The sequence below is a fragment of the Streptomyces nymphaeiformis genome, assembly GCF_014203895.1.
Lineage (GTDB): Bacteria > Actinomycetota > Actinomycetes > Streptomycetales > Streptomycetaceae > Streptomyces > Streptomyces nymphaeiformis.
On sequence record NZ_JACHJY010000008.1, the window covers coordinates 515,718 to 539,076 of the forward strand.

Here is a 23,359-nt window from a genome sequence, read left to right on the forward strand (position 1 = left end):
GGTGGTGCGACCGGCCAGTGATCGAACGGGGGGCGTCAGAGGCTGACGCGCGTGCCGTCCCAGATCTCCTTCTGCCAGATGTCACCGAACAGCCAGTTGCCCGGGGCGTCCGGGTCAGGGCTGGTGTAGTACTCCTTCCAGGCGACCAGCAGCTCGTCGACGGAGAGGCTTCCGTCGCCGTCGCGGTCGAGCTTCGAGAAGGCGATGCGGCTGTTCTCCTCGGAGGTGCCGAACGCCTTCTGGAAGTTGGCGAACTCCGGGGCGTCCACGCTGCCGTCGTCGTCCTGGTCGCAGATCGCCCACAGCGCCTCGGCCAGCGGCCGGAAGCCCGCGGTGAAGCCCGCCTCGTCCTCGGCGAAGGCGCGACGCAGCCCCGTCCGCCACTCCTCCGGAGTGACCTGGCCGTCCTTGTTCAGGTCGGTGGCGGCGCTGACGTGCTGCCAGAACAGCCCGAACGCCTTGAAGAGATCCTGCGCCTTGTCGGAGCCGAACGGCTCGCCGATGTACGCCACGATCCGGGCCGCCAGGGCCAGGGCGTCGGCACTTTCGAGGACACCGTCGCCGTTCTGGTCGCCGTGTCCGAAGCACACGTCGAGCTTGCGGTCGAGCAGCTGGTCAACCTCGTGCGGACTCATTTGTGGACCTTCCTGTGTCGAGGCGCAGGGAATTCCGGGCCGGAAAGCGGACCCGGACGCGCCCTTAAGAAAATAGGCGACACGGGAGAGGGAGAAAGCAATGAAAGGGGAACGCCCCCTGTTTTGGCTTTAACGCATGCCTGACCAGTGCATCTGTCCCTCGCAGTGGGCGAAGAGGACCATGGATCGGTCGGTGTGCACGCCCAGCGGATCACGAGTGATCAAGGAGAGAGGGAAGCAGTCGGGAAACCTGTCGGCGTCGTCGTTTTCCGGTCTTTCCGCTGCGATGCCTTCGCCGTGACGTCTTCACCGTGACGCATTCACCGCGACACCCTTGTATTCACATGTGAAAGTATTACGAATAATGAGGCTGGGGCGCGGCGGCTTTTCCGCGGGTGGGCCATGCCATGTCGTCGACGGCGAGGAACGGCTCGCCGGCCACGGTCGCGGGGGTCGCCCCGGTCAGTGCCCGGACGTCCCGGTGCAGGTGGGACTGGTCGGCGTAGCCGGTGTCGGCCGCGACGCGGGCCGCGCCTTCGCCCGCGACCAGGCGATGAGCGGCGTGATCGAAGCGGACGAGTTTCGCGGCGCGCTTGGGCGGCAGGCCGAGTTGCGAGCGGAACCGCGACCACAGCCGCTTCCGGCTCCACCCGACCTCGTCCGCGAGTCCGTCGATCCGGGCCAGGCCGTGGCCGGCGACCATCCGGTGCCAGGCCCAGGCCACCTCCGGGTCCACCGGCGGCCCCGCCTCGTACCGGCGGGCGAGCAGCAGGTCCGTCAGCGCGAAGCGCTCCTGCCACGAGGCGACGTCCGCGAGTCGTTCGCGGATGCGTGACGCCTCCCGGCCCCACAGGTCGTCCAGCGGCACGACGGCTCCGTCGAGGTCGGCGGGAGAGGTGCCCAGTACCGCGCGGGCGATCACCGGGGACAGCCGCACCTGCACGCACTCGACGTCCACTCCCCGCGCCCGGACCGCGCCACCGGTGCCGAGCCCCGGCCCGGCGACGAGACTTCCCCGCTGCTGCTGCCCCGTCGCGCAGTCGAGGACGGGTGTCCCGTCGCCGAACTCCAGGAGCAGCGTCACGGCCGGGTGCGGGACGATCCGGAGCGCGTCCAGGTCGGGGACGCGGAACCCGGCCATGGTGACACCGGCCACCGGGCTGGGCCGCCGCGGGCACTCGACGCCCCAGGTGGCGGCACCGTGCGCGAACGTCTGCATCGTTCCATGATGCTCCGCGAGCCGGCCGGGGGGAACATTCGTCCAATACGCCGGAGCGTGCCGGCGCGGACGATCGGCACATGACAGCTTCCGACGGCGGTCCGTGGGTGGACAACGGCGCCGAAACCACCGAGAGTTCGCTTCTGCCGCTGGACGACGGCGGCATCCACGTGTGCCAGGACGGCCCCCGCGACGCACCCGCGCTCCTGCTCCTCCACGGTTCCGCGTCCTCGACGCGCTCGTGGGACCCGATGGTCCCCCTGCTGACCGGCTCTCACCGTGTCATCCGGATCGACCTGCTCGGCCACGGGAGATCGGCCAAACCGGACGACCGCGGCTACGCCGTCCCGGACCAGGCGAGCCGGGTCGGAGCGGCGCTGGAGCGGCTCGGCGTCGAGCGTGCCGCGGTCGTCGGCCATTCCAGCGGCGGCGTCGTCGCCACGGCCCTCGCGGAGCACCGGCCCGACCTGGTGACCGCGCTCGCGCTCGTCAACAGCGGCCCCGGCCTCGACGCCTTCATCGCACCGGAGTCCGCCGCGACCGGCTCCCTGCAGTGGCCGCCGAGCGACGAGCAGCTCCGCCACTTCGCGAGCACCGCGGTCAGCCGCGCGGGGTACCGGATCCCGGGCGAACTCCTGGACGACGTACGCGAGATGACCCTCCACACGTTCACCGCGACGATGCTGGCCACCCGCTCCTATCTGGAGCGGCGGGCGCTGCCGGACCGGCTGGCGGCCCTGGGCAAGCCGCTCCTCGTGCTCTTCGGCGAGGACGACCGCCGATGGAGGTCCTCGTCCGCCGCCGACTACCGCGCCGTTCCCGGCGCGGAGGTCGAGTTGCTGCCCGGCCTCGGGCACTCGCCCCTGCTCGAGGACCCGCAGCGCACCGCCACCCCGCTGCTGGCCTTCACCGCGCTCCACGCCGTACGGGTGGACTGAACGAAAGGAGGGGTCCCATGCGGATCCTCGTCTCCGGTGCCGGCGTCGCCGGACCGGTGCTGGCCTACTGGCTCACCCGGCACGGCTTCTCCGTCACCGTCGTCGAGTGCGCACCGGCCCTGCGCAGGACCGGCGGTCACGCGGTCGACCTCTTCCGGCCCGCGATGAACGTCTCCGAGAAGATGGGCGTGCTCCCGCGCATCGAGGAGCGGGCCACCGGCACGACCCGGATGACCGTCCATCCGGAGGGCTCGCGCCGTCCCGTCAGGGCGGACCTCTCCAGGATCTTCGGCGCCGCCTCCGACCGGCACGTCGAGATCATGCGCGACGACCTGAGCGAGATCTACCACGACGCCACACGCGACGACGTCGAGTACGTCTTCGGCGACTCGGTCACCGCGATCTCGCCCGACGGCGAGGTGCGGTTCGCACAGGCCTCCCCGCGCCGCTTCGACCTGGTCGTCGGCGCGGACGGCCTGCACTCCACCGTGCGCCGCCTCGTCTTCGGCGAGGAGTCGCGCCACCACGCCTTCATCGGGGCCTACTTCGGGGTGCTGACCCTGCCGAACGCCCCGGGCCTCGACGGCGAACTCCTCATGCACGTCGGCGTCGGCCGCACCGTCGGCATGTACGGCGCGCGTCACCTCGGCGACGCGCGGGCGCTGTTCCTGTTCCGGAGCGAGCGCGAGCTCGACTGCGACCACCGCGACGTGCCCCGGCAGAAGGAGCTGCTGCGCGGCGCTTTCGCGGGCATGCACGCCGACGTGGACCGCTGGCTGGACGAACTCGACCGCACCCCGGCGTTCTACTTCGACTCGATCACCCAGGTGCGCATGGACACGTGGTCGCGGGGGAGGGTGACGCTCGTCGGCGACGCCGGCTACAGCCCCGGTCCCGCCGTCGGCGGCAGCACCAGCCTGTCCGTCGTCGGCGCGTACGTCCTCGCGGGGGAGCTCGTGCGGGCGGGTGGCGACCATCAACGCGCGTTCCCCGCGTACGAGCGCGCGATGGCGGAGCACGTGCGAGGCAGCCGCGCGGCCGCGCTGAGCGCCGCGAAGACCCTCATCCCCACGTCCCGTCTCGGCGTACGAGGACTGGCCCAGGGCGCCCGACTGATCTCCGCCCTGCCCGCGGGCCCCAGCCGCGCCCTTCTCCGCCTCACCACGAAGAGCGCACGCCACCACGACTCCGTGACGGTCGACGACTACCCCCTGTCGCCCGTCGCGCCGGCGCGGTGAATGGTCTCGTCTGTCATGATATGGCACCGTGATCGCACTCTTCGTCCTGCTGGCCCTGCTGTTCCTGTGGGTCCTCGTCTCGCACCGGTTGTCGCGGTGGAGCATCACCGCCCCGATCACCTTCGCCGCGGCCGGAATCCTGCTCAGCGGCGGCGACGACCCGGTCGTTCCCCTCGACACGGACCCCCACACCTTCCAGCGGGCCTTCGAGATCGTCCTCGCGGTCATGCTGTTCACGGACGCCACCGAGGCCCACGAGTACGCGCGGCTGCGCGAGCCCGTGGGCCAGGTGCGGCTGCTCGCGCTCGCCCTGCCGGGTTCCCTCGTCCTCGCCACGCTGTTGGGCGCCCTCGTCTTCCCCGGCACGGGCTGGTGGCTGCTCGCCGTCGTCGCCCTCGTCGTCATGCCCATGGACCTCGCCCCCGTCCTGATGCTCCTGCGCGACGAGCGGCTGCCCCTGCGGGTGCGTGCGGCGCTCAACATCGAGGGCGGCTTCAACGACGGGCTCATCTCGCCGCTCTTCGTGTTCTGCCTCGCCCATGTCGTCTCCGAGGGCGACACCTTCGGACACCTCGTCTCGAACGCCCTCAAGGGCGCGGTGTACGCGGCGATCGTCGGCTCGGTCCTCGGGTTCCTCGCCTCCAAGGCGGTGCGGGGGGCGCTGAGGTCCGGCTGGGCCGAGCCCGCGAGCCTGCGCCTGGCCGGGCTCGCCCTGCCCTTCATGGCCTACTCGGCCTCCGTCCTCGTCGACGGCAACGGCTTCGTCGCGGCGTTCGTCGCCGGCCTCTGGTACGCGCACGTCGCGTCCGAACTCAGCGAGGACTCCCTCGACCTGGTGAACGACGTCAGCCATCTCCTGGCCCTGGCCGCCTGGTACGCCTTCGGGGCGGTGACGACCCAGGCGTTCGTCGGCGGCCACGTCCCCCAGTACTTCGCCTACGCGGTGCTCGTCCTCGTCGTGGCCCGCTTCGTGCCCGTGATCGCCTCGCTCTCCGGGACGGCGTTCAGCCGCCCCGAGCGCATCGCGATCGGCTGGCTCGGCCCGCGCGGCGTCACGTCGATCGTCTTCTCGGTCCTCGCCTTCGCCCAGCTCAAGGGCGACGACGCGGACCTCGTCGTCAACGTGACGGCCGCGACCGTCCTGCTCAGCGTCCTCCTGCACGGGGTGACCGCGGAGCCCATCGCCCGCTGGTTCGCCCGGCACCCGCAGCCCGAGGAGGCCGATCCGGTGGGGTGAGCACGGGTCAGGCGACGGGTGCGGCGGACCGGTCGCCGTCGTCGGTGTCGGCGACCGGACGGACCGTCTCGGCGGGCGGGTCGGCGGTGCGCCGCACCCATATCCAGTACAGGGCCGCGGTGACCGCGAGGCCGACGATCCACGAGATGTCGGCGCCGTCGAGCTTCTTCGTGATCGCGCCGGTGTACAGCTTCGTGGCCAGGAACGGGATCTGGACGGCGACGCCCACGACGTAACAGGTCAGCGCGGTCACGTTCCAGCGCCCGTAGCGGCCGGCGGGGTCGTACAGGGCGGGGACGTCGACGCGCTCGCGGGAGACCAGGTAGTAGTCGACCAGGTTGATCGCGCTCCACGGGGTGAACACCATCAGGATCAGGAGCACGAAGTTCTTGAAGTTGTTCAGGAAGTCGGCGCTGGCGGCGAGCGCGATGCCGACCGACACGGTGGTGAAGCCGACGATGTAGGCGGCGCGGGCCGTGGTCGAGATGCGCGAGCGGCCGTCGAAGGCGGTGACGGTCGTCAGGATCGACATGAAACCGCCGTACGCGTTGAGGCAGTTGACGGTCAGCTTGCCGACCACGATCACGAGGTAGACGAGGAAGGCGAGGGCCGCGGGGCCGGCCAGGTCGCCGAGGAAGCCCACCTGGTCGGTGAGGAAGGCCTTGCCCGCGACGGCCGCGGTGAGCGCCCCGAGGGTCATGGCCCACTGGGAGCCGATCACGGAACCGGCGAACGTGGACCAGAACGTGGCGCGCGTGCTGGTGTCGCGTGGCAGATAACGCGAGTAGTCGGCGACGTACGGGCCGAAGGTCAGCTGCCAGCCCGCGCCGAGCCCGACGGCGAGCAGGAACGTCGCCGTCTCGAAGCCCTTGTTCCCGACGTGCGCGCCGACGTCGTACTGGGTGAACACCCGCACGAGGAGGTAGCCGAGGCCCAGTACTCCGGCGACGGTGGCGACCCGGCCGGCGGCGTGGATGAGCCGGTAGCCGGTGACGGCGACCACGGCGGTCAGCACCCCGAAGACGAGGATGCCGATCCGGGCGTCGTCGATGTGCAGCAGCTCGGACATCGCCTGGCCGGCGAGCACGCTGCCGGTCGCGGCGAAGCCGAGGTACATGAGGATCACGAGGAGCAGCGGCAGGACCGCGCCGTGGACGCCGAACTGCGCGCGGCTGGAGATCATCTGCGGTACGCCGAGCCGTGGGCCCTGCGCGGAGTGCAGCGCCATCACGATGCCGCCGAGCACGTTGCCGATCAGCAGCGCGGGTATCGCCCACAGCGCGTCGGCGCCGAAGACGACGGACAGCGCGCCGTCCACGATCGCGGTGATCTGCATGTTGGCGCCGAACCACAGTGTGAACTGGCTGCGCGGCGTGCCGTGTCGCTCGGCGTCGGGGATGACCTCGATGGTGCGCCTCTCCAACGAGAGCCGCTCCCGGGGTGTGTGTCGGACCGTCATGCCGGAGACCCTTCCCCGCGGCGACGACGTCACGCCACGCCTCGGACGCGGCGGACGAGGACGCCTCCGAGGAGGATGGCCAGGGCCGCCGTCGCGTACAGGCCGGTGTAGCCGCCGAGGTGGGCGATGACCGGCGAGGCGAGGGCGGGCGCGAGGACCTGGGGGCCGGAGTTGGCGATGTTGATGACGCCCAGGTCCTTGGCGCGGTCGGCCGCCTCGGGCAGGACCTGGGTGACCAGGGCCTGGTCGACGGCGAGGTAGATGCCGTACCCCGCGCCGAGGACGGCCGCGGCGGCGAGCGCGGACGGCCAGGTGTGGAGCAGGGCGAGCAGCAGCGCGGCGGCGGCCATGACGACCGAACAGAGGACGACGAAGCCCTTGCGGCGCCCCGCGCGGTCGGACAGGACACCCACGGGGACGGCCGTGAGCGCGGCGCAGAGGGTGTAGACCACGGTCAGGATCAGGACGCCGGTGCCGGGGTCGTCGTAGTGGACGGCGTCGGCGAGGAAGTAGAACAGGTAGAGCGTGCCGAGCGCGTTCCCGAGGTTGATCAGGAACCGGGTGAGCCACGCCCAGCCGAAGTCGGGGTGCTGCCGGGGGCTCAGCCAGAACGAGCGGGCGAACGCGCGGCCGTCGAAGGCGGGACGCAGGGCCTCGGGCAGCGCGGGCTCGGTCTGTCGCAGGACGAAGGGGAGGGCGAGGACGACGGTGAGCACGGCGAGCGTGACGTAGCCCGACCCGACGCCGGTGACGAGGAGCGTCGTGATCAGCGCGCCGAGGACCAGGCCGATGGACTGCGTGAGGCCCGTCCAGCCGGAGACCTGGGCGCGCTGTCCGAGCGGCACGCGGTCGGCGATCGGGGTGGTGACACCGGCCAGCATCGCGTTGAGGCCGGCCTGCGCGAGGCACCATCCGACGGCGACGCCCCACACGGTGTGCTGGGAGGCGGTGAAGGCGAGGCCCGCCGCCCCGGCGAGCGCGCCGCCGAGGATCCAGGGCCGGCGCCGGCCGAAGCGGCTCGTGGTCCGGTCCGACCACGCGCCGGCGAGCGGGTTGGCGAGGACCGCGACCAGCGCGCCGAGGCCGGTGACCAGCGACAGGGCGGTGTTCTTGTCCTGCGGGTCGATGTGCTCCAGCTGGAGCGGCAGCAGGATCTGGATGGGCGTCATGAAGGCCATGAAGACGGCCAGGGTGGCCAGCGAGAGGCTCGCCGTCCACCCGGCCGTGACCGGGACGGTGGGCTCGGCGAGGACGGCGGCCTCGCCGGCCCCGTCCGCCGCGCCCTGCGTGCGGGCCGGGGTCATGAGGACGTTCGCGCCCGCTGCGAGGCGATCAGGTCCCGGTACCACGCGAAGCTCGCCCGGGGCGTGCGGCGCCCGGTGGCGAAGTCGACCTCGACCAGGCCGAAGCGCTGGTGGTACCCCTCGGCCCACTCGAAGTTGTCGAGCAGCGACCAGGTGAAGTAGCCGCGCACGTCCACCCCTCGGGCCACCGCGTCCGCGACGGCCGCGAGGTGTCCGGCGAGGTAGTCGATGCGCTCCCGGTCGTCCGTACCGGCCGGCTGCGAGCAGCCGTTCTCGGTGATCCACACGGGCGGAAGCGCGTCGCCGTAGCGGGACTTGAGGTCGGTGAGGAGCTCCGTGAGCCCGTCGGGGACGACCGGCCAGTCGAACGCCGTGCGCCGGTAGGCCTCCTGAGGCTCCGCCAGGTCGAAGGGCAGGCCCGCGGCGGGATCGGCGGGGGCGGTCACCCAGGTCGGGTTGTAGTAGTTGATCCCGAGCCCGTCGAGCGGCGCGGCGATCGTGGCGAGATCGCCGTCGCGCACCACGCCTCCCCAGCTCGGATCGGTCGTGCCGTAGGCCGAGAGGTCGGGGTAACTCCCCAGGAGGACCGGGTCGTTGAAGAGTCTGTTGTGCAGGACGTCGTACGCCGATGCCGCCACCGCGTCGACGTCGGGACGGGCGTCCGCGCGCAGGCGCACGGGCGTGCAGTTGTTGGCGATCAGGACCTGACCGTCCGGGACGGCGGCCCGCAGCGCCTCCGTCGCGAGGCCGTGGCCGAGCAGCTGGTGGTGCGCGACCGGCAGGGCGTCGAGGAGCAGGGCCCGGCCCGGGGCGTGGACGCCGAAGCCGTACCCGAAGGACATGTGCACGAAGGGCTCGTTCAGGGTGATCCACCGCTTGACCCGGTCGCCGAGCCGCTCGGCCGTCACCGCCGCGTACTCCGCGAACCGGTACGCGGTCGCGCGGTTCAGCCACCCGCCCTCGTCCTCCAGGGCCTGCGGCAGGTCCCAGTGGAAGAGGGTCGGCGTGGGCTCGATCCCGGCGGCGAGCAGCGCGTCGACCAGCCGGTCGTAGAAGTCCAGGCCGCGCGGCTCGACCTTGCCCGCCCCGGTCGGCAGGACGCGCGGCCAGGAGATCGAGAAGCGGTACGCGTCCAGCCCGAGCCGCCGCATCAGTGCGACGTCCTCGTCGAACCGGTGGTAGTGGTCGCAGGCCGCGTCGCCGGTGTGGCCGTCGCGGACGGCTCCGGGACGCCGCACGAAGGTGTCCCAGATCGACGGCCCCTTTCCGTCCTCGTCGGCCGCGCCCTCGATCTGGTACGCGGCGGTCGAGGCGCCCCAGACGAAGTCGGCCGGGAGCTGCGGGAGTCGGGGGAGTCCGGTGGGATCGGTGGGACTGGTGGTCACGGGCACCTGCCTTCACTGCGGCGCGCCGACTGCCGGCCTGCCGTCCGAGGTGGGCCGCAACGTAACATGAACACACGTTCACGTTCTATGGCCGGGACGGGCCGGATCCACCCCCCGCCCGGCCGTCAGCCGCCCGTCAGCCGGCCGCGCAGGTCCTCCCAGTAGCAGTGCAGCATCCGCTTGAGCTCGTCCACGGTCTCCAGGTCCGGCTCGCCGCCGCCCTTGAACACCTCGTGCAGCACGGCGTTGGCCGCCCACACCACCATCCGCGTCGCCCGCTGCGCCCGCTCGCCGCCGGTACCGCCGGTCAGGTGCTCGATGATCCGCCGCAGGCCGTCGGCGATGAGCGCGTTGCTCGCCTCGTCCGCCCGGGCGAGCTCGGGACTGAGGTGCCGCCCGGCCCACAGCGCCATCCCGCCCGGCTGCGACCGGAACAGCTCGGTGTAGACGTCGACCATCGTCCCCACCAGGTCGGTCAGTTCACCCGCGACGGCCCGCTCGACGAGCCCGTCGATCGCGGTCTCGAAGCCCTCCAGGTACCGCCGGCCGAGCGCGTCCACGACGGCGCTCTTGTCGGGGTGGAACTGGTAGATGCTGCCGACCGGCACGCCCGCCTCCTCGGCGATCCGCCGCATCGTCAGCGCCTCGTACCCCTCCTGGGACAGGATCCGGTCGGCCGCCACGAGGACGGCCTCGGCCCGCGCCCGGCTGCGCGCCTGCTGCGGCTGCCTGCGTACCCGCGGCCGCGCGTCCGGCTCCGGCTTCGTCGCTTCCGTCATCACACGGTTCTATCACTAACCTGCGTTGTTCCTAGAATGGTCCCGTGGAGGACATCGACGCGATCGCGGTGCTGCAGGATCCTGTACGGCGCCGCCTGTACGAGTACGTGGTGGCGCAGGGCCGCGAGGTCGGGCGGAACGAGGCCGCCGAGGCGGCCGGGGTGGCGCGCACGCTCGCCGCGCACCATCTGGACAAGCTGACCGGGGCCGGGCTCCTCGAGAGCGGCAGCCGCCGGCTGTCGGGGCGCTCGGGGCCCGGGGCGGGCCGTCCCGCCAAGGTGTACGTGCGGGCGCGGGGCGAGCGCTCGGTGTCGCTGCCCGCCCGCGACTACCGCACCGCCGCCGAGCTGCTCGCCGAGGCCGCCGAGCAGGCCGGGCTCGACGCCGGGCTCTGCGCGGCGGCCCGCCGCCGGGGTGAGGCCCTGCGCGGCCCGGCGGGTCCGTGCGGCGGCCTCGACGAGGCCGTGGAGACGCTCGCGGCCCGCGGCTACGAGCCGTACCGGGAGGACGTCGAGGGGGAGGCCGCGGGTGCCGTCCGGATGCGCAACTGCCCCTTCCACGCCGTCGCCGAAAGCTTTCCGCCGCTCGTCTGCGGCATGAACCTCGCGCTGCTGGAAGGGCTGCTCGGTACGGAGGGTCCCGTGCGCGCCCGTATGGACGCCCGGCCGGGGGAGTGCTGTGTGGTGGTCGAGGCGGTGGAGGCTTCGGTCTGATTTCTAAAAACAACGATGATTGACATAGAAAACCGGCGCGTGCTGGGATGAGGCCATGACCGCACCCACGCGCCCCGTCCACCTCGCCCAGCTCAACGTCGCACGGCTCCGTCACCCCCTCGACGACCCGCGCGTGGCGCCGTTCGTCGAGGCGCTCGACCCGGTCAACGCCGCCGCCGACGGAGCGCCCGGCTTCGTGTGGCGGCTCGTGGAGGACGGCGGGGCCGACGCCACCGGCCTGCGCCCGCTGGGCGACGACGTCATCGTCAACCTGTCCGTGTGGGAGACCCAGGAGGCCCTGTGGGACTTCGCCTACCGCAGTGGGCACCTGGAGGTCATGCGGCAGCGGCGTGACTGGTTCCACCGGCACGTCGAGGCGCATCTGGTGCTCTGGTGGGTGCCCGCCGGACACGTCCCCACCGTCGCCGAGGCCGTCGAACGGCTCGAGGACCTGCGGGCGCACGGACCGTCCCCGCGCGCCTTCACCTTCGCCTCCTCCTACACCGCCGCCGAGGCCGCCGAGCACGCGCCGGACGGCGACTCGGCGACGGTCTGAGCCGGTCGCCGGTCGCCGGTCGCCGGCTGACGGCCGTCGGTCCTCAGCCGAAGTCGGGGATGGGGTGGTCCGGAGCCAGGGCGGCCGCGATGCGCTGGGCGATCGTGTGGGCCGAGTGACCCGCCGCGGCGTTCGGCCCGTTCGTGGTCGACACCGCGATGGCGAGGCGCTCGGACGGCAGGTAGTCCTGGGACGCCGAGTACCCGAAGAACAACGGGTGCTGGGACACCCAGTCGCCCAGGACGAGCAGCCCCAGGCCGTAGTGGGTGGCCTCCGTCTGCGCGAGGCAGACCGTCGCCGGACACGTGCGGGTGGCGTGGCCCAGGCCGACCGTCCCCGGGTCCAGCAGCTCCTCGTACGACGCGGGCGAGAGCAGTCGGCCCGAGCCGATGCCGACGGCCGAGCTCGCCAGGTCGCAGATGTCGGTGGTCTCCACCGCGCCCGGAGCCGTGGTCCACGAGGGGTTCCAGAAGGTCGACTCCTCGTACCTGCCCCGGTCGGACGCGAAGGCGTGCAGGACGGGCGTGGGAATGTCGGGCGTGAAGCCGTTGCTCGTCTCGCGCAGCCCGAGCGGGCCGAGGACCTGACGCCGGAGCAGGACGTCGAGCCGTGTGCCGGTGATCTTCTCCAGGGCGGCGCCGAGGAGCACGAAGTTGGCGTGCGAGTAGCTCCAGTTGGTGCCCGGCTCGTACCAGCGGTCCTTGCCCGTCGACAGCCGTACGAGCTCGTCGGCCGTCCACCGGCGGAACGGATCCGCCAGGACGGCCTGCTGGAACTCGGGCAGGCGCACGTAGTCGACGAGGCCGGTGGTGGAGGCCGCCAGCATCCGCAGGGTGATCCGGTCGCCGTCCTCGAGGCCGGGCAGCCAGCGGGCGACGGGGTCGTCGAGACGCACCCTGCCCTGGTCGACGAGCCGCAGCAGCGCCGTACCCATGTAGCTGATGGCGATGTTGCCGTTGCGGAAGTGCATGGCGGGCGTGGCCGGTACGCCCGTCATCGACTCGCCGAGCGCGGTGGTGACGAGCTCGCGGCCGTCGACGGTGACCCTCAGGATCACGGACTTGAGGTCCATCTCCGCCTTGGCCCGCTCGGCGATCCGCAGGACCTCGCGCGCCGGGCCGTGCTCGGGCGGCCCGGAGGCGACGCAGGGCCGGCCGTGGCGGGTGTCGTTCGTCGGGGCGCCGGCCGCCGCGGCCGGGGCGGCGAGGGCGAGGAGCGCGGCGACGGCGGTGACGGCGGCGCGGCGCGACCGTCGAGCGGACCGGGGCGGTCCGGACGTGGAGCGGGGTGGTCTCATGGCCGGAGTATTGGCCGGTGGGGCGCCGCGCGACGCCCGAGGCGCGGCCGACCCGCACGAACATCACCCGTCAGGCCCGCGCGGCCGGTGCTCGCCCGGCCAGTGCCCGCGCGGCCGGCGCCGCCGCGGGAACGTGGTGGCGGCACCGGCAGGGGAGCGCGTCAGCCCGTCGTCGCGTTCACCGCGTCCTCGATCAGGTTCACGACGTCCTCGGGCCGGGAGGCCAGGGACGCGTGGCTGGCGTCGAGTTCGACGACCTTGCGGGGGTTCATGCGCTGCGCCATGCGCCGCTGGTTGTCCGGGTGGATCGCGTGGTCCTGGGTGGACACCTGGTACCAGCTCGGCTTGGCGCGCCACGCGGGCGCGGTGACCGTGTCGCCGAAGGTGGAGGCGACCGGCGCCTTCTGGGTGACCGCCATGACCAGGGCCTCGTCTGCACCGAGGTCCTGGCAGAAGGTCTGGTGGAAGTCCTCCTTCTTGATCCACAGGTATCCGTCGGAGTCCGGGACGATGCTGTCGAATCCCGCCGGCGGCATCTGCTCGCTGATCCGGCCCGGGCTCTCGCCCGTGTCCGGCGCGAAGGCGGCGATGTAGACGAGCGCGGTGACGTTCGGCAGGCTGCCCGCCTCGGTGATGACCGCGCCGCCGTACGAGTGGCCGACCAGGACGACCGGCCCGGCGACCTGGTTGATCATCTTGCGGGTGCGTTCGGCGTCGTCGGCGAGCGAGGTGAGCGGGTTCTCGACGGCGTGGATCCGGTCGTACCCGCGCTTGTTCAGCTCGACGATGACGTTCGCCCAGTGGGCGGCGCCACCCCAGAAACCGTGGACCAGGACGATGGCGGGCTTGTCGATCATGGCTCTCTTCCTCACCGGCGGGACTCGTGTCGTGATGCGCGCATCACTCAGAGTGATTGTGTGCTGCGGTGCCCCGCGCGGCGAGGCGCGCGGTCCGGGGGAGTGACCAGAGGGGCCGGGGGAGCGACCCGCCCTACCCGATCAGCTCGTGCGTCATCCTCATCAGGCGCTCGCGCGCCTCGGTGTCGTACGCCTGCTCGTGCGCCCGCGCGTCGGTGAACCGGTCGAAGTAACGGCCGGTGACGCCGGCCAGGTCCGGGTCCAGGAGCAGGCGTACGGTCGGACGCACGCCCTCCTCCGTGGTGATGACCGGCGTGAGGCCGTAGGCGCGGACGCCGGGCGTGTCCATCAGGTGGGCCGGGTGCAGGGCGTTCACCGTGACCCCGGTGCCCTCCAGTTCGCCGGCCAGCTCGAAGGTCGCCATGATCATGGCCAGCTTGCTCCGGCAGTACGCGCGCAGGCCCTCGTAGTCCCGCTCCAGCATCACGTCGTCGAGGTCGACGGCCTCCTGCCCCATCGAGGCGACGTTCACGACCCGCGCCGGAGCCGAGGCGGTGAGCAGCGGCAGCAGGGCCCGGGTGAGTGCGTACGGGGCCAAGTGGTTGACCGCGAAGCGGAGTTCATGGCCCTGACCGCTGAGCTCCCGGGTGAGCGGCTGCGCGCCGCCCCCGGCCACCGCGTTGTGGATCAGCCCGTCGAGGTGCGGCTCCGCCGCCCGGATCCGAGCGGCCATCGCGCGGACCTGGTCCAGGTCGGAGAGGTCGGCGAGGTACGTACGGACGGTGGTGCCGGGCCCCGCGGCCCGGGCCTCGGCGGCCACGGCCTCGAGGCGCGAGGCGTTCCTGCCGTGCAGGAGGAGGGTGCCGCCGCGGGGCGCCAGGTCGAGCGCGAGCGCGTGCCCCATGCCCTGGGTGACGCCGGTGATCAGAGTGGTGTGCCGGTGCATGACGACGACAGTGGCAGCGCCGGGCCGCCCGAGGCAGTGCGTACCGCACCTGGTGTCCACACCACCAGGCACGGCAGCCCCTCCCGGCCGGCCCGATGGGCCGGCCGGGAGGGTCGGGTTCAGCGCAGGTCGAACCGGTCGAGGTTCATCACCTTGTCCCATGCCGCCACGAAGTCGCGCGCGAACTTCTCTCCCGCGTCCGCCGACGCGTACACCTCCGCGAGGGACCGCAGCTGGGAGTGCGAACCGAAGACGAGGTCGACCGGCGTGGCGGTCCACCGCACCTGGCCCGTGGCGCGGTCACGGCCCTCGAAGACGTTCTCGTCGGCCGCCGAGGCCTTCCACTCCGTGCCCATGTCGAGCAGCCCGACGAAGAAGTCGTTCGTCAGCGACTCCGGCCGGTCGGTGAAGGCCCCGTGCGACGACTGCCGGAATCCGGTGCCGAGCACCCGCATGCCGCCGACCAGGACCGTCATCTCGGGGGCGGTCAGGGTCAGCAGGCTGGCGCGGTCGAGGAGAAGGGTCTCCGGCGACAGCTTCTCGCCCGCCCGGAGGTAGTTGCGGAAGCCGTCCGCCCGGGGTTCGAGCACCGCGAACGACTCCACGTCGGTCTGTTCCTGCGAGGCGTCGGTGCGCCCCGGCGCGAACGGGACCGTGACGTCGTACCCGGCGTTCTTCGCGGCCCGCTCCACGGCCGCGCACCCGCCGAGCACGATGAGGTCCGCGAGCGAGATCCGCGCCCCGGCCGAGCCCGTGAAGTCCGCGCGGATCCCGTCGAGGGTCTCGACCGTCCGGGCCACCTCGGGCAGGTCGTTGACCTCCCAGTCCTTCTGCGGCGCGAGCCGGATCCGCGCACCGTTGGCACCGCCGCGCTTGTCCGTGCCGCGGAAGCTCGCGGCCGACGCCCAGGCGGTGGTGACCAGCTCGGAGACGGAGAGCCCCGAGTCGAGGATCCTCGCCTTGAGGGCGGCGACGTCCGCCTCGCCGACCAGCGGGTGGTCGACCGCGGGGACCGGGTCCTGCCAGAGCTGCGGCTCGGGGATCCACGGGCCGAGGTAGCGCGAGAGCGGGCCCATGTCACGGTGCAGCAGCTTGTACCAGGCCTTGGCGAACGCCACCGCGAGCTCCTCCGGGTGCTCGTGGAAGCGCTTCGCGATCGGCGCGTACACCGGGTCGAGCCGCAGCGAGAGGTCCGTCGTCAGCATCATCGGGGCGTGCCGCTTCGACGGGTCGTGCGCGTCGGGCACGGTGTCCTTCGCCGCCGGGTCCTTGGGGGTCCACTGCTGGGCGCCGGCCGGGCTGGTCGTCAGCTCCCACTCGTACCGGAACAGGTTGTCCAGGTAGCCGTTGTCCCACTTCGTCGGCTCGTTGGTCCACGCCCCTTCGAGCCCGCTGGTGATCGTGTCGACGCCCTTGCCCGTGCCGTACGAGTTCCGCCAGCCGAGGGCCTGCTGCTCCATCGGGGCGGCCTCGGGCTCCGGGCCGACGTACTCCGGGTCGACCGCGCCGTGACACTTGCCGAACGTGTGGCCGCCGACGATGAGCGCGACCGTCTCCTCGTCGTTCATCGCCATGCGCGCGAACGTCTCCCGGATGTCCACGGCGGCGGCGAGCGGATCCGGGTTGCCGTTGGGGCCCTCCGGGTTGACGTAGATCAGGCCCATCTGCACGGCCCCGAAGGGACCGGTGAGCTGACGGTCGCCGCTGTAGCGCTCGTCCCCGAGCCAGGTGTCCTCGGGGCCCCAGTAGATCTCCTCGGGCTCCCACACGTCCGGGCGCCCGAAGCCGAACCCGAAGGTCTTGAACCCCATGGAATCCATGGCGCAGTTGCCGGCGAAGACCAACAGGTCGGCCCAGGAGATCTTCCGCCCGTACTTCTGCTTGACCGGCCAGAGCAGCCGGCGCGCCTTGTCCAGGCTCGCGTTGTCCGGCCAGCTGTTCAGCGGGGCGAAGCGCTGGGCGCCGCGGCCGCCGCCGCCCCGGCCGTCCGCGATGCGGTACGTCCCCGCGGCGTGCCAGCTCATCCGGATGAAGAGCGGCCCGTAGTGGCCGTAGTCGGCGGGCCACCACTCCTGGGAGTCCGTCATCAGCGCGATGACGTCCCGCTTCAGCGCCTCGACGTCGAGGCCCGCGAACTCCTTCGCGTAGTCGAAGTCCTCGCCCATCGGATCGGACAGGGGCGAGTTCTGATGGAGGACCTGGAGGTCCAGCTGGTTCGGCCACCAGTCCGCGTTGGTCTTGGGCCGGGTCTCGGTGGGGGTGGGGGAGGCGATCGCCGGGTTCTCGCTGTCGCTGCCGGGCACGTGGGTCCTTCTTCCGCTCATCTGTGACGGTTTCGGCGTCCGTCATGGTCGCGTACGGCGGACCGCGCGGCGGCGATAACACGCAGAGCCCGGCCAACCGACGGAAATGATCGGAAGGAGGGACTTTCCCATCGAAGCCCGATGCGGTTCCTATCGCGCGATCAGGGCCCGGGCCGCCCGGGCGATGTGCGTACGGGAGATGCCGCACGCGTCGAGCAGCTCATCCGTGGTGCCGGACCCGGGCAGTTCCGTGACGGCGAGATGGCCGAAGCTGAGACGGGGGAAGGCGGGCCGCCCGGCGTCCGCCGTGAGCGCCGACAGGACGGCCTCGCCGAGCCCGCCCTCGGGATGGTGGTCCTCGACGACCAGGACGGCGCCGGTCTCCCGGGCCGCGCGCGCGAGGGCGCCCCCGTCGACGGGCTTGACCGAGTACAGGTCGACGACCCGGGCCCGTACCCCCTCGGCGGCCAGCTCGTCCGCGGCCGCCAGGCACTCGTGCAGCGTGACGCCGGCGCCGACGAGCGTGACCCGGTCGTCCGGGCTCTGGCGCAGGGTCTTCGACCCGCCGACGGGGAACGTCTCGTCACCGTCGTACAGGACCGGGTAGGCGCCGCGGGTGGCGCGCAGGTAGGAGATCCCGTCCCGGTCGGCCACGGCCGCGGTCAGTGCGGCCGCGGAGGTCGCGTCGCTCGGGTACAGCACGGTGGAGCCGAGGACGGCGCGCATCATGGCGAGGTCCTCGAGACCCATCTGCGACGGGCCGTCCGCGCCGATCTCGACCCCGCAGTGCGACCCGCACAGCGCCATCGAGATCCGCGAGACGGCGGCCATCCGGATGAAGTCGTGCGCGCGGGTGAGGAAGGCGGCGAAGGTCGCGGCGTACGGGTGGAAGCCGCGCACGGCCATGCCGACCGCGTCCGCGATCATCTGCTGCTCGGCGATGTACGTCTGGAAGTACCGTTCCGGGTGGGCCTTCGCGAACTCCTCGGCGTGGGTCGAGTTGCCGACCTCGGCGTCGAGGACGACGACGTCCGGCCGGGCACCGAGCGCGGCCAGGGCGGCACCGAACGCGACCCGGGTGGCCACGGCCTCGCCGACCTCGTACCGGGGCAGCTCGACCGGCTCGTCGTGCCGGGCGGAGGGCCGCGCGGGCGGACGGGCGGGCGGCAGCGGACCGCGCACCCGCAGATCGCGCACCCCGCCAAGTTCGGCGACCGCACGGGCGGCCAGGTCCTCGGGCAGCGCCTTGCCGTGCCAGCCGTCCTTGTCGGCGACCTCCGCCACGCCACGGCCCTTCACGGTCCTGGCGACCACGACGGTCGGCGACCGGCTGCCGGCGGCCGCGGCCAGGGCCCGGTCGATCGCCGCGAGGTCATGGCCGTCGACCATGAGCGCCCGGCACCCGAAGGCCTCCACGCGGCGGGCGTACGTGTCGGTGTCCCATTCCAGCGCGGTGGGCCCGCTCTGGCCGAGGCGGTTCACGTCGAGCAGGACGGTGAGGTTGCCGAGCCGGTGGTGCCCGGCCTTGTCGAGGGCCTCCCACACGGAGCCCTCGGCCGTCTCGCCGTCCCCGCACAGCACCCACACCCGGGCGGACCGCCGCTCCAGGTGCCGCAGCGCGAGGGCGATCCCGACGGCGTAGCCGATGCCCTGGCCGAGGGAGCCGGTGGCCACGTCCACCCAGGGCAGCTCGGGCGTCGGATGGCCCTGGAGCCGGTGACCGAAGCGGCGGTACGTCGACATCAGCTCGTCGTCGCCGATCGCCCCGGCGGCCTTGAACATCGCGTACAGCAGGGGCGACGCGTGCCCCTTGGAGAAGACCAGGTGGTCACCGGCCGGGTTGTCGGGCGCCGCCCAGTCGTAGCGGAGGTGGCGGGTCATCAGGACCGCCATCAGATCGGCCGCCGACAGACTGGAGGTCGGGTGCCCGGAGCCCGCGGCCGTACTGGCCCGCACCGAGTCCACCCGGAGCTGCTGGGCGAGCTCGTGGACCTGGGCCAGGTCGCTGTGGGGGCCGAGCGTGGTGGGGGTGAGGGGTGGTGCGGTCATGACCGGGTCCTTTCCGATCGGTCCGTTCGCAACCGGTCCCTGCCGGCCGGTGCCGTTCGCAACCGGTCCCCGCCGGCCGGCTCCGTTCCCCACCGGTTCCTTCCGGCCGGTTCCGTTCGCACAGGTCCATCCTGACGGCTCCTTCCGTACCGCGCGGCCTCACGCGGCACGCAGGACCTCCGCCGCGTCCTCCTTCCCGGACAGGCCGGCGCGCACGAGGGCGGCCGCCAGGCGGGCCAGGTCCTTCGGGGGGACGTGACGGGCGAGGCCCGCCGGGGTGTGGGGGAGGGCGAGAGCGGCGGCCTCCGCCAGCGCGCGTTCGTCGAAGTACGGGCGCAGCTCCGGCCAGACGGCCTGCGCCTCGCGGCAGAAGACGCCCGCGCCCACCGGGCCGATCCTGGGCACCTCCTGGAGCAGCCCGCGCAGCTTCTCCGGCTCCCCGGAGGCCCGCGCGCGGAGCCGCCGCAGATCGCCGCGGTAGCGGTCGAGGACCAGCGCCGCGCCGTCACCCAGGGCGGTCGCCGTGCTCTCGTCGTACCGGACGTAGTGCGCCCGCCCGAGCGCGTCCACACGGGCCCGCCAGGAGGAGTCCGCCATGGCGCGGGGGGTCCGCAGCCCGGCGGCGAACAGCTCGCGCGCGGCGTCCGTGGCGATGCCGGCCCTGATCCGGACCGAGCACAGGACGGTGAGGACGAGGAGCCGGTACAGCGGGGCGGGCTCGTCCCGCAGGGTGATCCCCGCCTCCTCGGCGTACGTCCGTCCGTACGCGCGCAGCAGCCGGGCGATCCCCTCGGCGGTGTCCACCGCGACCTCCTCTGCCGGCCCCCGCCTTCGGCCCGCGTCTACCCGCGCGTCCGGCCCTCACGCGTCCACATCCACGCGTACGGGGCGGGGCACCGGGTAAGGGGTCGGGTAGAGGGGGCGGGACCTGCGTCCCGTCCCCCCGGGCCCGGTCGAGCACGTCAGCGAAGGGGCACGTCATGGACTTCAGCGACGGCAGATCCCACGTGGTCGTGGGCGTCGACGGCTCACCCGCCTCGTACGCGGCGCTGCGGTGGGCGGTCCGGCAGGCGCGGGAGACCGGCGCCTCCCTGGACGTCGTGGGCGTCCACGACGTGCCCGGGGCGACGGGATGGTCCGCGCCGCCCGTGGACGCCGCGTTCGACGCGGAACAGGCCACGAAGGCGGTGTCCGAGGAACTCGGCTCCGTGCTCCCCCCGAGAGGCGAGGTGCCGCCCGTCGAACAGCACGTCCTGCGGGGCGACCCCGCCGAGGTGCTGATCGAGGCGTCGGCCGGCGCCGACCTGCTCGTCGTCGGCAGCCGCGGCCGGGGCGGCTTCGCGAGCCTGCTCCTGGGCTCGGTCAGCCAGCAGCGCGCCGTGCACGCGTCCTGCCCCGTCGTCATCGTCCGCGCGGACACCACGGAAGCCGTGGACTCCGCGGACACGATGCCGTGACGCCCGTCCCGCACCCCGGAGGCCGGTTCCCATGAACGCGTCGATGTCCCTCGTCCACGTCCCCGGCGGCCCCCTCCTGCTCCCCGCCGACGAGGTGACCCTCCTCCTGCGGCACCTCGCCGAGCACTGGCGCGAATCGGCCGAGGCGTACGACTCGGGCCTCGAACCGGAGACGGTCGAGGCGCTGGTCGGCGCGCTGACGGAGGTCGCCGACCGCATCGACGCCGAGTGCATCGGGCTCATGCCCCTCACCCGCGAGGGAGAGCCCCGGAGCGAAGGAAGGTGACCAGGATGAGCGAGCCGCGGAAGCCACGACATCCGGACGAGCCGGTGCCCCGGGATCCCGCGGACCAGCAGGCCACGGTGGAGGACCCGCTGTCCGTCCCCCTCCCCGAAGAAGCCGGCGAGGCGAGCCCGCCCGACACCGACGAGGCCGGCACGGGCCCCCGGGGCCGGGCGCGGGAGGGCACCGTCCATCCCGAGCACCCCGCCCCGGAGGAGCCGCCCGGCTGACGGGAGCGATGTGCCCGATCCGCCCGGCCCGCCGGCCACGAGCGGCCGCACGCGTGCGCGTACGAGTGAAATCCGGAGCGTGTCCGCACACGGGCTCCGGACGTCCGCGCGAGGCGGGACGGAGGTCGACGTGCCAGGTTCCGAAGACTCCGCCGGGCCCGCGGTCGTCGCCGTGGCAGGTTCGGAGGACTCCGCCGGGCCCGCAGCCGTCGCCCGCGGCGCCCGGGGCTTCCACGAACTCGCCGCCGAGAACCGCTGGCTGCGCGACCGGTCCGCCCGCCGCCACCTCCTCGACCTCGCCGCCGGAGTGCTCGCCGCACAGCTGCGGCTGCCACCCTCCGAAGCGGCCGAGTACCTCTCCGCCCTCGCGCAGGCGACCGGCCTGTCCGCGGAGGACCTCGCCGCGGACATCGTGAACGGGGCCGCCGACGGCAGCGGCCCCGCCGTCACCGTCCCCTCGGAGAGCGAAGGACCTCAGCCCGGCCGCGCGGCCCCCGCGCACCCCGGCGAGGCCCGCCGGGCCCGCCGCACGGCCGCCGCGGCGGAGGCCGCCGACACGGTCGGCGAGGCGGCCAGGACCCTCCTGGACGAGGGACTCGCCCCGCTCGGCGCGGACAGTCTCTGGCTGTGGCGGCGCGTCGACCGCGACTGCCTGCGGCTCGTCGGCTGCGCGGGCGCGGGAGCCGCCGAGGCCGCCGCCTGGCAGTGGATCCCACCCGCCGCCCCCGAGACGTTCCGCACCGTCCTCGCCGGCACACCCGTCTGGCTGGAGGACGGGTCACCCCCCGACGAGATGCTCCCGGGCCCCACCGCCCGCGCCCTGCTCCCGCTGCGCCGCCGCGACCGGACCGTCGGCGTCGCCCTCGTCGGCTGGCCGGGCCCCACACCCCTGGACACCACGGCACGCCGGGCCCTCACCGGCCTCATGGAAGTGGCGGGCACGGTCCTCGACACCGCCGGTTCGCCACCGGCCGCCTTCCCCGTCCTCGTCGACGTACTCGACTCCCTCGCGCAGCCCGCGATGCTGCTCTCCGTGCCCGGCACGTCCGGACAACCCGTCGTGGAGCACCTCAACGACGAAGGGGCCGGCGCGCTCGGAGGCACCTCCTCCGGGAGCGACGCCTCCCTGGCCCGCGCCTTCCCCTCGTCCACGCCGACCTGGCGCGCATGGCGCGCCGCGCCGCCGGCACCGCCCGCGCCCAGCGGGCCGCCCGGCTTCCGGCGTCCCCCGGACCCGGGGACCCGCCGCCGCTCCTCGACGTGCGCGTGCTCCCGGCCGGCGGAAGCCACGCCGTCGTGCTGTGGCACACGGTCGGCGCCACCGGCCTCGCCTCGGCCCGGGCGGTCGCCCGGCTGCAGAGCGTCGCCCCCTTCCAGGACAGCCTGACCGGCGGCGGGACGCTGTGGTCACCCGAGGCGTACGGCATCTTCGGCATGGCGCGCGACGAACCGCCGGTCCCGCTCGCGGAGCTGCGCGACCGGGTGCGCCCGGACGACCGCGACGCCCTCGCCGACCTCGTGACGACCGTGACCGAACGCCAGACGGGCGGGCAGACGGTCCTGGGGATCGTGCTCTCCGAGGGGACCGTCCGCCACGTGCGCGTGGCCGCCGACCGCTGATCGCCGAGGGGACCGTCACCGGCCTCGCCGGGGTCTACCAGGACGTCTCGGACAGCCGCAGGACCGAGGCCGCGCTCACCGCCACCTTCGACCACCTCACCGCCCTGCACGACCAGGCGGAGCTGCGCCACCAGCTGGCCCTCCAGCTCCAGCAGGCCATCGTGCCCGAGGGACCCGGGCTCCAGGAGATGCCCGGGAACCTGGTGGTGGCCGCCCGGTACCGGCCGGCGGCGAAGGAGTACCGGGTCGGCGGCGACTGGTACGACGTGCTCGCGCTGCCCAGCGGCAGGATCCTCGTGGCCGTCGGCGACATCGCGGGGCACGGCATCGACGCCGTCACCGGCATGGTGGTGCTCCGCAACGCCCAGCGGGCGCTCGCCTTCACCGGCCACTCGCCCCGGCAGCTGATGGAACGGCTCAACGAGGTGACCCTCCGCACCGGAGGCGGCATCACCGCGACCGCCGTCTGCGCCCTGTACGACCCCGATGACCGCGGTCTGCTCTGGACGAGCGCCGGACACCTGCCGATGGTGCTGCTCAGGGACGGCGCGGCGCGGCTGCTCGAACCGCCCCAGGACCTCCTGCTCGGCGCGGTCCCCGAGTACGGCTACCGGGAGCAGCGGATCGGGCTGCGCCCGGGGGACACCCTGCTGCTCTACACGGACGGGCTGATCGAGCGCCGCCACGCCGGCCTCGACGAGGGCGTCGCGCGGCTGGCCGCCGACGCGGAGCGGCTCGCGGGCCACGCGCCGGACACGCTCGTCGACTCGCTGCTGGGCACGGTGGCCGGCGACACCGACGACGACACCAGCATCGTCGCCGTACGGGTCAGGGGCCGGCCGGAGGGCTGAACC

General features: G+C 73.2%; 23 protein-coding genes. 11 read left to right on the forward strand and 12 right to left on the reverse strand.

Features of this window, described 5'->3' with window-relative positions; translation table 11 throughout:
* Window positions 1–35: 35 nt before the first annotated feature.
* Together GGE06_RS28365 and GGE06_RS28370 are read right to left on the reverse strand one after the other, a co-directional pair.
* Window positions 36–635 (reverse strand): EF-hand domain-containing protein, encoded by a 600-nt coding sequence (locus tag GGE06_RS28365; protein WP_116157824.1) that lies wholly within the window; start codon window positions 633–635, stop codon window positions 36–38.
* Window positions 636–990: 355 nt separating this feature from the next.
* A complete protein-coding gene (locus GGE06_RS28370) occupies window positions 991–1,854 on the reverse strand; it encodes an AraC family transcriptional regulator (protein WP_184932120.1) in 864 nt (287 codons plus the stop codon).
* Window positions 1,855–1,934: 80 nt separating this feature from the next.
* Here GGE06_RS28370 and GGE06_RS28375 point away from each other — a divergent pair, with 80 nt between their 5' ends.
* From GGE06_RS28375 to GGE06_RS28385, 3 genes are read left to right on the forward strand one after another with little or no spacing between them, the layout of a single operon-like run.
* Complete coding sequence (locus tag GGE06_RS28375) at window positions 1,935–2,792, forward strand: alpha/beta fold hydrolase (protein WP_184932121.1); 858 nt, start codon at window positions 1,935–1,937, stop codon at window positions 2,790–2,792.
* Window positions 2,793–2,809: 17 nt separating this feature from the next.
* Window positions 2,810–4,030, forward strand: coding sequence for an FAD-dependent monooxygenase (locus GGE06_RS28380; RefSeq protein WP_116157821.1), 1,221 nt, complete (start codon window positions 2,810–2,812; stop codon window positions 4,028–4,030).
* A gap of 28 nt (window positions 4,031–4,058) precedes the next feature.
* Window positions 4,059–5,267, forward strand: coding sequence for a cation:proton antiporter (locus GGE06_RS28385; protein WP_116157820.1), 1,209 nt, complete (start codon window positions 4,059–4,061; stop codon window positions 5,265–5,267).
* Between the two features lie 7 nt (window positions 5,268–5,274).
* On the opposite strand, the gene GGE06_RS28390 is transcribed toward GGE06_RS28385, so the two are convergent.
* The 4 genes from GGE06_RS28390 to GGE06_RS28405 all read right to left on the reverse strand — a co-directional run bounded on the left by GGE06_RS28390 (window position 5,275) and on the right by GGE06_RS28405 (window position 10,194).
* Entirely contained in the window at window positions 5,275–6,726 is a 1,452-nt protein-coding gene (locus GGE06_RS28390) for a purine-cytosine permease family protein (protein ID WP_184932122.1), read from the reverse strand.
* 29 nt (window positions 6,727–6,755) lie between these two features.
* On the reverse strand, window positions 6,756–8,030 hold the full coding sequence (locus GGE06_RS28395) for an MFS transporter (RefSeq protein WP_184932123.1): 1,275 nt from the start codon (window positions 8,028–8,030) through the stop codon (window positions 6,756–6,758).
* The gene (locus GGE06_RS28400) at window positions 8,027–9,421 is read right to left on the reverse strand and encodes a GH1 family beta-glucosidase (RefSeq protein WP_312883334.1); all 1,395 of its coding nucleotides are present in this window, start codon (window positions 9,419–9,421) and stop codon (window positions 8,027–8,029) included. Before GGE06_RS28400 ends, GGE06_RS28395 begins: the two co-directional genes overlap by 4 nt.
* A gap of 119 nt (window positions 9,422–9,540) precedes the next feature.
* Window positions 9,541–10,194: a TetR/AcrR family transcriptional regulator gene (locus GGE06_RS28405; protein ID WP_184932125.1), complete on the reverse strand. Its 654-nt coding sequence runs from the start codon at window positions 10,192–10,194 to the stop codon at window positions 9,541–9,543.
* Between the two features lie 44 nt (window positions 10,195–10,238).
* Between GGE06_RS28405 and GGE06_RS28410 the strand changes: the two genes are divergently transcribed.
* Window positions 10,239–10,907: a helix-turn-helix transcriptional regulator gene (locus tag GGE06_RS28410; RefSeq protein ID WP_184932126.1), complete on the forward strand. Its 669-nt coding sequence runs from the start codon at window positions 10,239–10,241 to the stop codon at window positions 10,905–10,907.
* 55 nt (window positions 10,908–10,962) lie between these two features.
* Window positions 10,963–11,463, forward strand: coding sequence for a DUF3291 domain-containing protein (locus tag GGE06_RS28415; RefSeq protein ID WP_116157815.1), 501 nt, complete (start codon window positions 10,963–10,965; stop codon window positions 11,461–11,463).
* A gap of 43 nt (window positions 11,464–11,506) precedes the next feature.
* On the opposite strand, the gene GGE06_RS28420 is transcribed toward GGE06_RS28415, so the two are convergent.
* The 6 genes from GGE06_RS28420 to GGE06_RS28445 form a co-directional block, all read right to left on the reverse strand.
* On the reverse strand, window positions 11,507–12,760 hold the full coding sequence (locus GGE06_RS28420) for a serine hydrolase domain-containing protein (protein WP_116157814.1): 1,254 nt from the start codon (window positions 12,758–12,760) through the stop codon (window positions 11,507–11,509).
* Between the two features lie 161 nt (window positions 12,761–12,921).
* Window positions 12,922–13,617 carry an alpha/beta hydrolase gene (locus GGE06_RS28425; RefSeq protein ID WP_116157813.1) on the reverse strand — a complete coding sequence of 232 codons (696 nt, stop codon included), beginning with the start codon at window positions 13,615–13,617 and terminating at the stop codon, window positions 12,922–12,924.
* Window positions 13,618–13,750: 133 nt separating this feature from the next.
* Window positions 13,751–14,563, reverse strand: coding sequence for an SDR family NAD(P)-dependent oxidoreductase (locus tag GGE06_RS28430; RefSeq protein ID WP_116157812.1), 813 nt, complete (start codon window positions 14,561–14,563; stop codon window positions 13,751–13,753).
* Window positions 14,564–14,682: 119 nt separating this feature from the next.
* A complete protein-coding gene (gene katG, locus GGE06_RS28435; protein WP_184932127.1) occupies window positions 14,683–16,866 on the reverse strand; it encodes a catalase/peroxidase HPI in 2,184 nt (727 codons plus the stop codon).
* Window positions 16,867–17,016: 150 nt separating this feature from the next.
* A complete protein-coding gene (locus GGE06_RS28440; protein WP_184932128.1) occupies window positions 17,017–18,915 on the reverse strand; it encodes a transketolase in 1,899 nt (632 codons plus the stop codon).
* 159 nt (window positions 18,916–19,074) lie between these two features.
* Window positions 19,075–19,719 (reverse strand): endonuclease, encoded by a 645-nt coding sequence (locus tag GGE06_RS28445; protein ID WP_184932129.1) that lies wholly within the window; start codon window positions 19,717–19,719, stop codon window positions 19,075–19,077.
* A 176-nt stretch (window positions 19,720–19,895) separates the two neighbouring features.
* On the opposite strand from GGE06_RS28445, the gene GGE06_RS28450 reads away from it, so the two are divergent.
* From GGE06_RS28450 to GGE06_RS42870, 6 genes are all read left to right on the forward strand, one after another.
* Complete coding sequence (locus GGE06_RS28450; RefSeq protein ID WP_221518571.1) at window positions 19,896–20,372, forward strand: universal stress protein; 477 nt, start codon at window positions 19,896–19,898, stop codon at window positions 20,370–20,372.
* Between the two features lie 31 nt (window positions 20,373–20,403).
* Window positions 20,404–20,658 carry a DUF6213 family protein gene (locus GGE06_RS28455; RefSeq protein WP_116157808.1) on the forward strand — a complete coding sequence of 85 codons (255 nt, stop codon included), beginning with the start codon at window positions 20,404–20,406 and terminating at the stop codon, window positions 20,656–20,658.
* Window positions 20,659–20,663: 5 nt separating this feature from the next.
* Window positions 20,664–20,885, forward strand: a complete 222-nt coding sequence (locus GGE06_RS28460; RefSeq protein WP_116157807.1) for a hypothetical protein — start codon at window positions 20,664–20,666, stop codon at window positions 20,883–20,885.
* Between the two features lie 130 nt (window positions 20,886–21,015).
* Window positions 21,016–22,272 (forward strand): GAF and ANTAR domain-containing protein, encoded by a 1,257-nt coding sequence (locus GGE06_RS42860; protein WP_312883335.1) that lies wholly within the window; start codon window positions 21,016–21,018, stop codon window positions 22,270–22,272.
* Window positions 22,182–22,505: a hypothetical protein gene (locus tag GGE06_RS42865; RefSeq protein ID WP_246532799.1), complete on the forward strand. Its 324-nt coding sequence runs from the start codon at window positions 22,182–22,184 to the stop codon at window positions 22,503–22,505. Before GGE06_RS42860 ends, GGE06_RS42865 begins: the two co-directional genes overlap by 91 nt.
* 161 nt (window positions 22,506–22,666) lie before the next feature.
* A complete protein-coding gene (locus GGE06_RS42870) occupies window positions 22,667–23,356 on the forward strand; it encodes a PP2C family protein-serine/threonine phosphatase (protein ID WP_312883336.1) in 690 nt (229 codons plus the stop codon).
* Window positions 23,357–23,359 lie beyond the last annotated feature (3 nt).

What these genes read in the sequence shown, in the direction of transcription:
- GGE06_RS28365 (WP_116157824.1), bottom strand. Translation starts at nt 635, where the DNA reads ATGAGTCCGCACGAGGTTGACCAGCTGCTCGACCGCAAGCTCGACGTG.
- GGE06_RS28370 (WP_184932120.1), bottom strand. Translation starts at nt 1,854, where the DNA reads ATGCAGACGTTCGCGCACGGTGCCGCCACCTGGGGCGTCGAGTGCCCG.
- GGE06_RS28375 (WP_184932121.1), top strand. Translation starts at nt 1,935, where the DNA reads ATGACAGCTTCCGACGGCGGTCCGTGGGTGGACAACGGCGCCGAAACC.
- GGE06_RS28380 (WP_116157821.1), top strand. Translation starts at nt 2,810, where the DNA reads ATGCGGATCCTCGTCTCCGGTGCCGGCGTCGCCGGACCGGTGCTGGCC.
- GGE06_RS28390 (WP_184932122.1), bottom strand. Translation starts at nt 6,726, where the DNA reads ATGACGGTCCGACACACACCCCGGGAGCGGCTCTCGTTGGAGAGGCGC.
- GGE06_RS28395 (WP_184932123.1), bottom strand. Translation starts at nt 8,030, where the DNA reads ATGACCCCGGCCCGCACGCAGGGCGCGGCGGACGGGGCCGGCGAGGCC.
- GGE06_RS28405 (WP_184932125.1), bottom strand. Translation starts at nt 10,194, where the DNA reads ATGACGGAAGCGACGAAGCCGGAGCCGGACGCGCGGCCGCGGGTACGC.
- GGE06_RS28415 (WP_116157815.1), top strand. Translation starts at nt 10,963, where the DNA reads ATGACCGCACCCACGCGCCCCGTCCACCTCGCCCAGCTCAACGTCGCA.
- GGE06_RS28420 (WP_116157814.1), bottom strand. Translation starts at nt 12,760, where the DNA reads ATGAGACCACCCCGCTCCACGTCCGGACCGCCCCGGTCCGCTCGACGG.
- GGE06_RS28425 (WP_116157813.1), bottom strand. Translation starts at nt 13,617, where the DNA reads ATGATCGACAAGCCCGCCATCGTCCTGGTCCACGGTTTCTGGGGTGGC.
- GGE06_RS28430 (WP_116157812.1), bottom strand. Translation starts at nt 14,563, where the DNA reads ATGCACCGGCACACCACTCTGATCACCGGCGTCACCCAGGGCATGGGG.
- GGE06_RS28440 (WP_184932128.1), bottom strand. Translation starts at nt 18,915, where the DNA reads ATGACCGCACCACCCCTCACCCCCACCACGCTCGGCCCCCACAGCGAC.
- GGE06_RS28450 (WP_221518571.1), top strand. Translation starts at nt 19,896, where the DNA reads ATGGACTTCAGCGACGGCAGATCCCACGTGGTCGTGGGCGTCGACGGC.
- GGE06_RS28455 (WP_116157808.1), top strand. Translation starts at nt 20,404, where the DNA reads ATGAACGCGTCGATGTCCCTCGTCCACGTCCCCGGCGGCCCCCTCCTG.
- GGE06_RS28460 (WP_116157807.1), top strand. Translation starts at nt 20,664, where the DNA reads ATGAGCGAGCCGCGGAAGCCACGACATCCGGACGAGCCGGTGCCCCGG.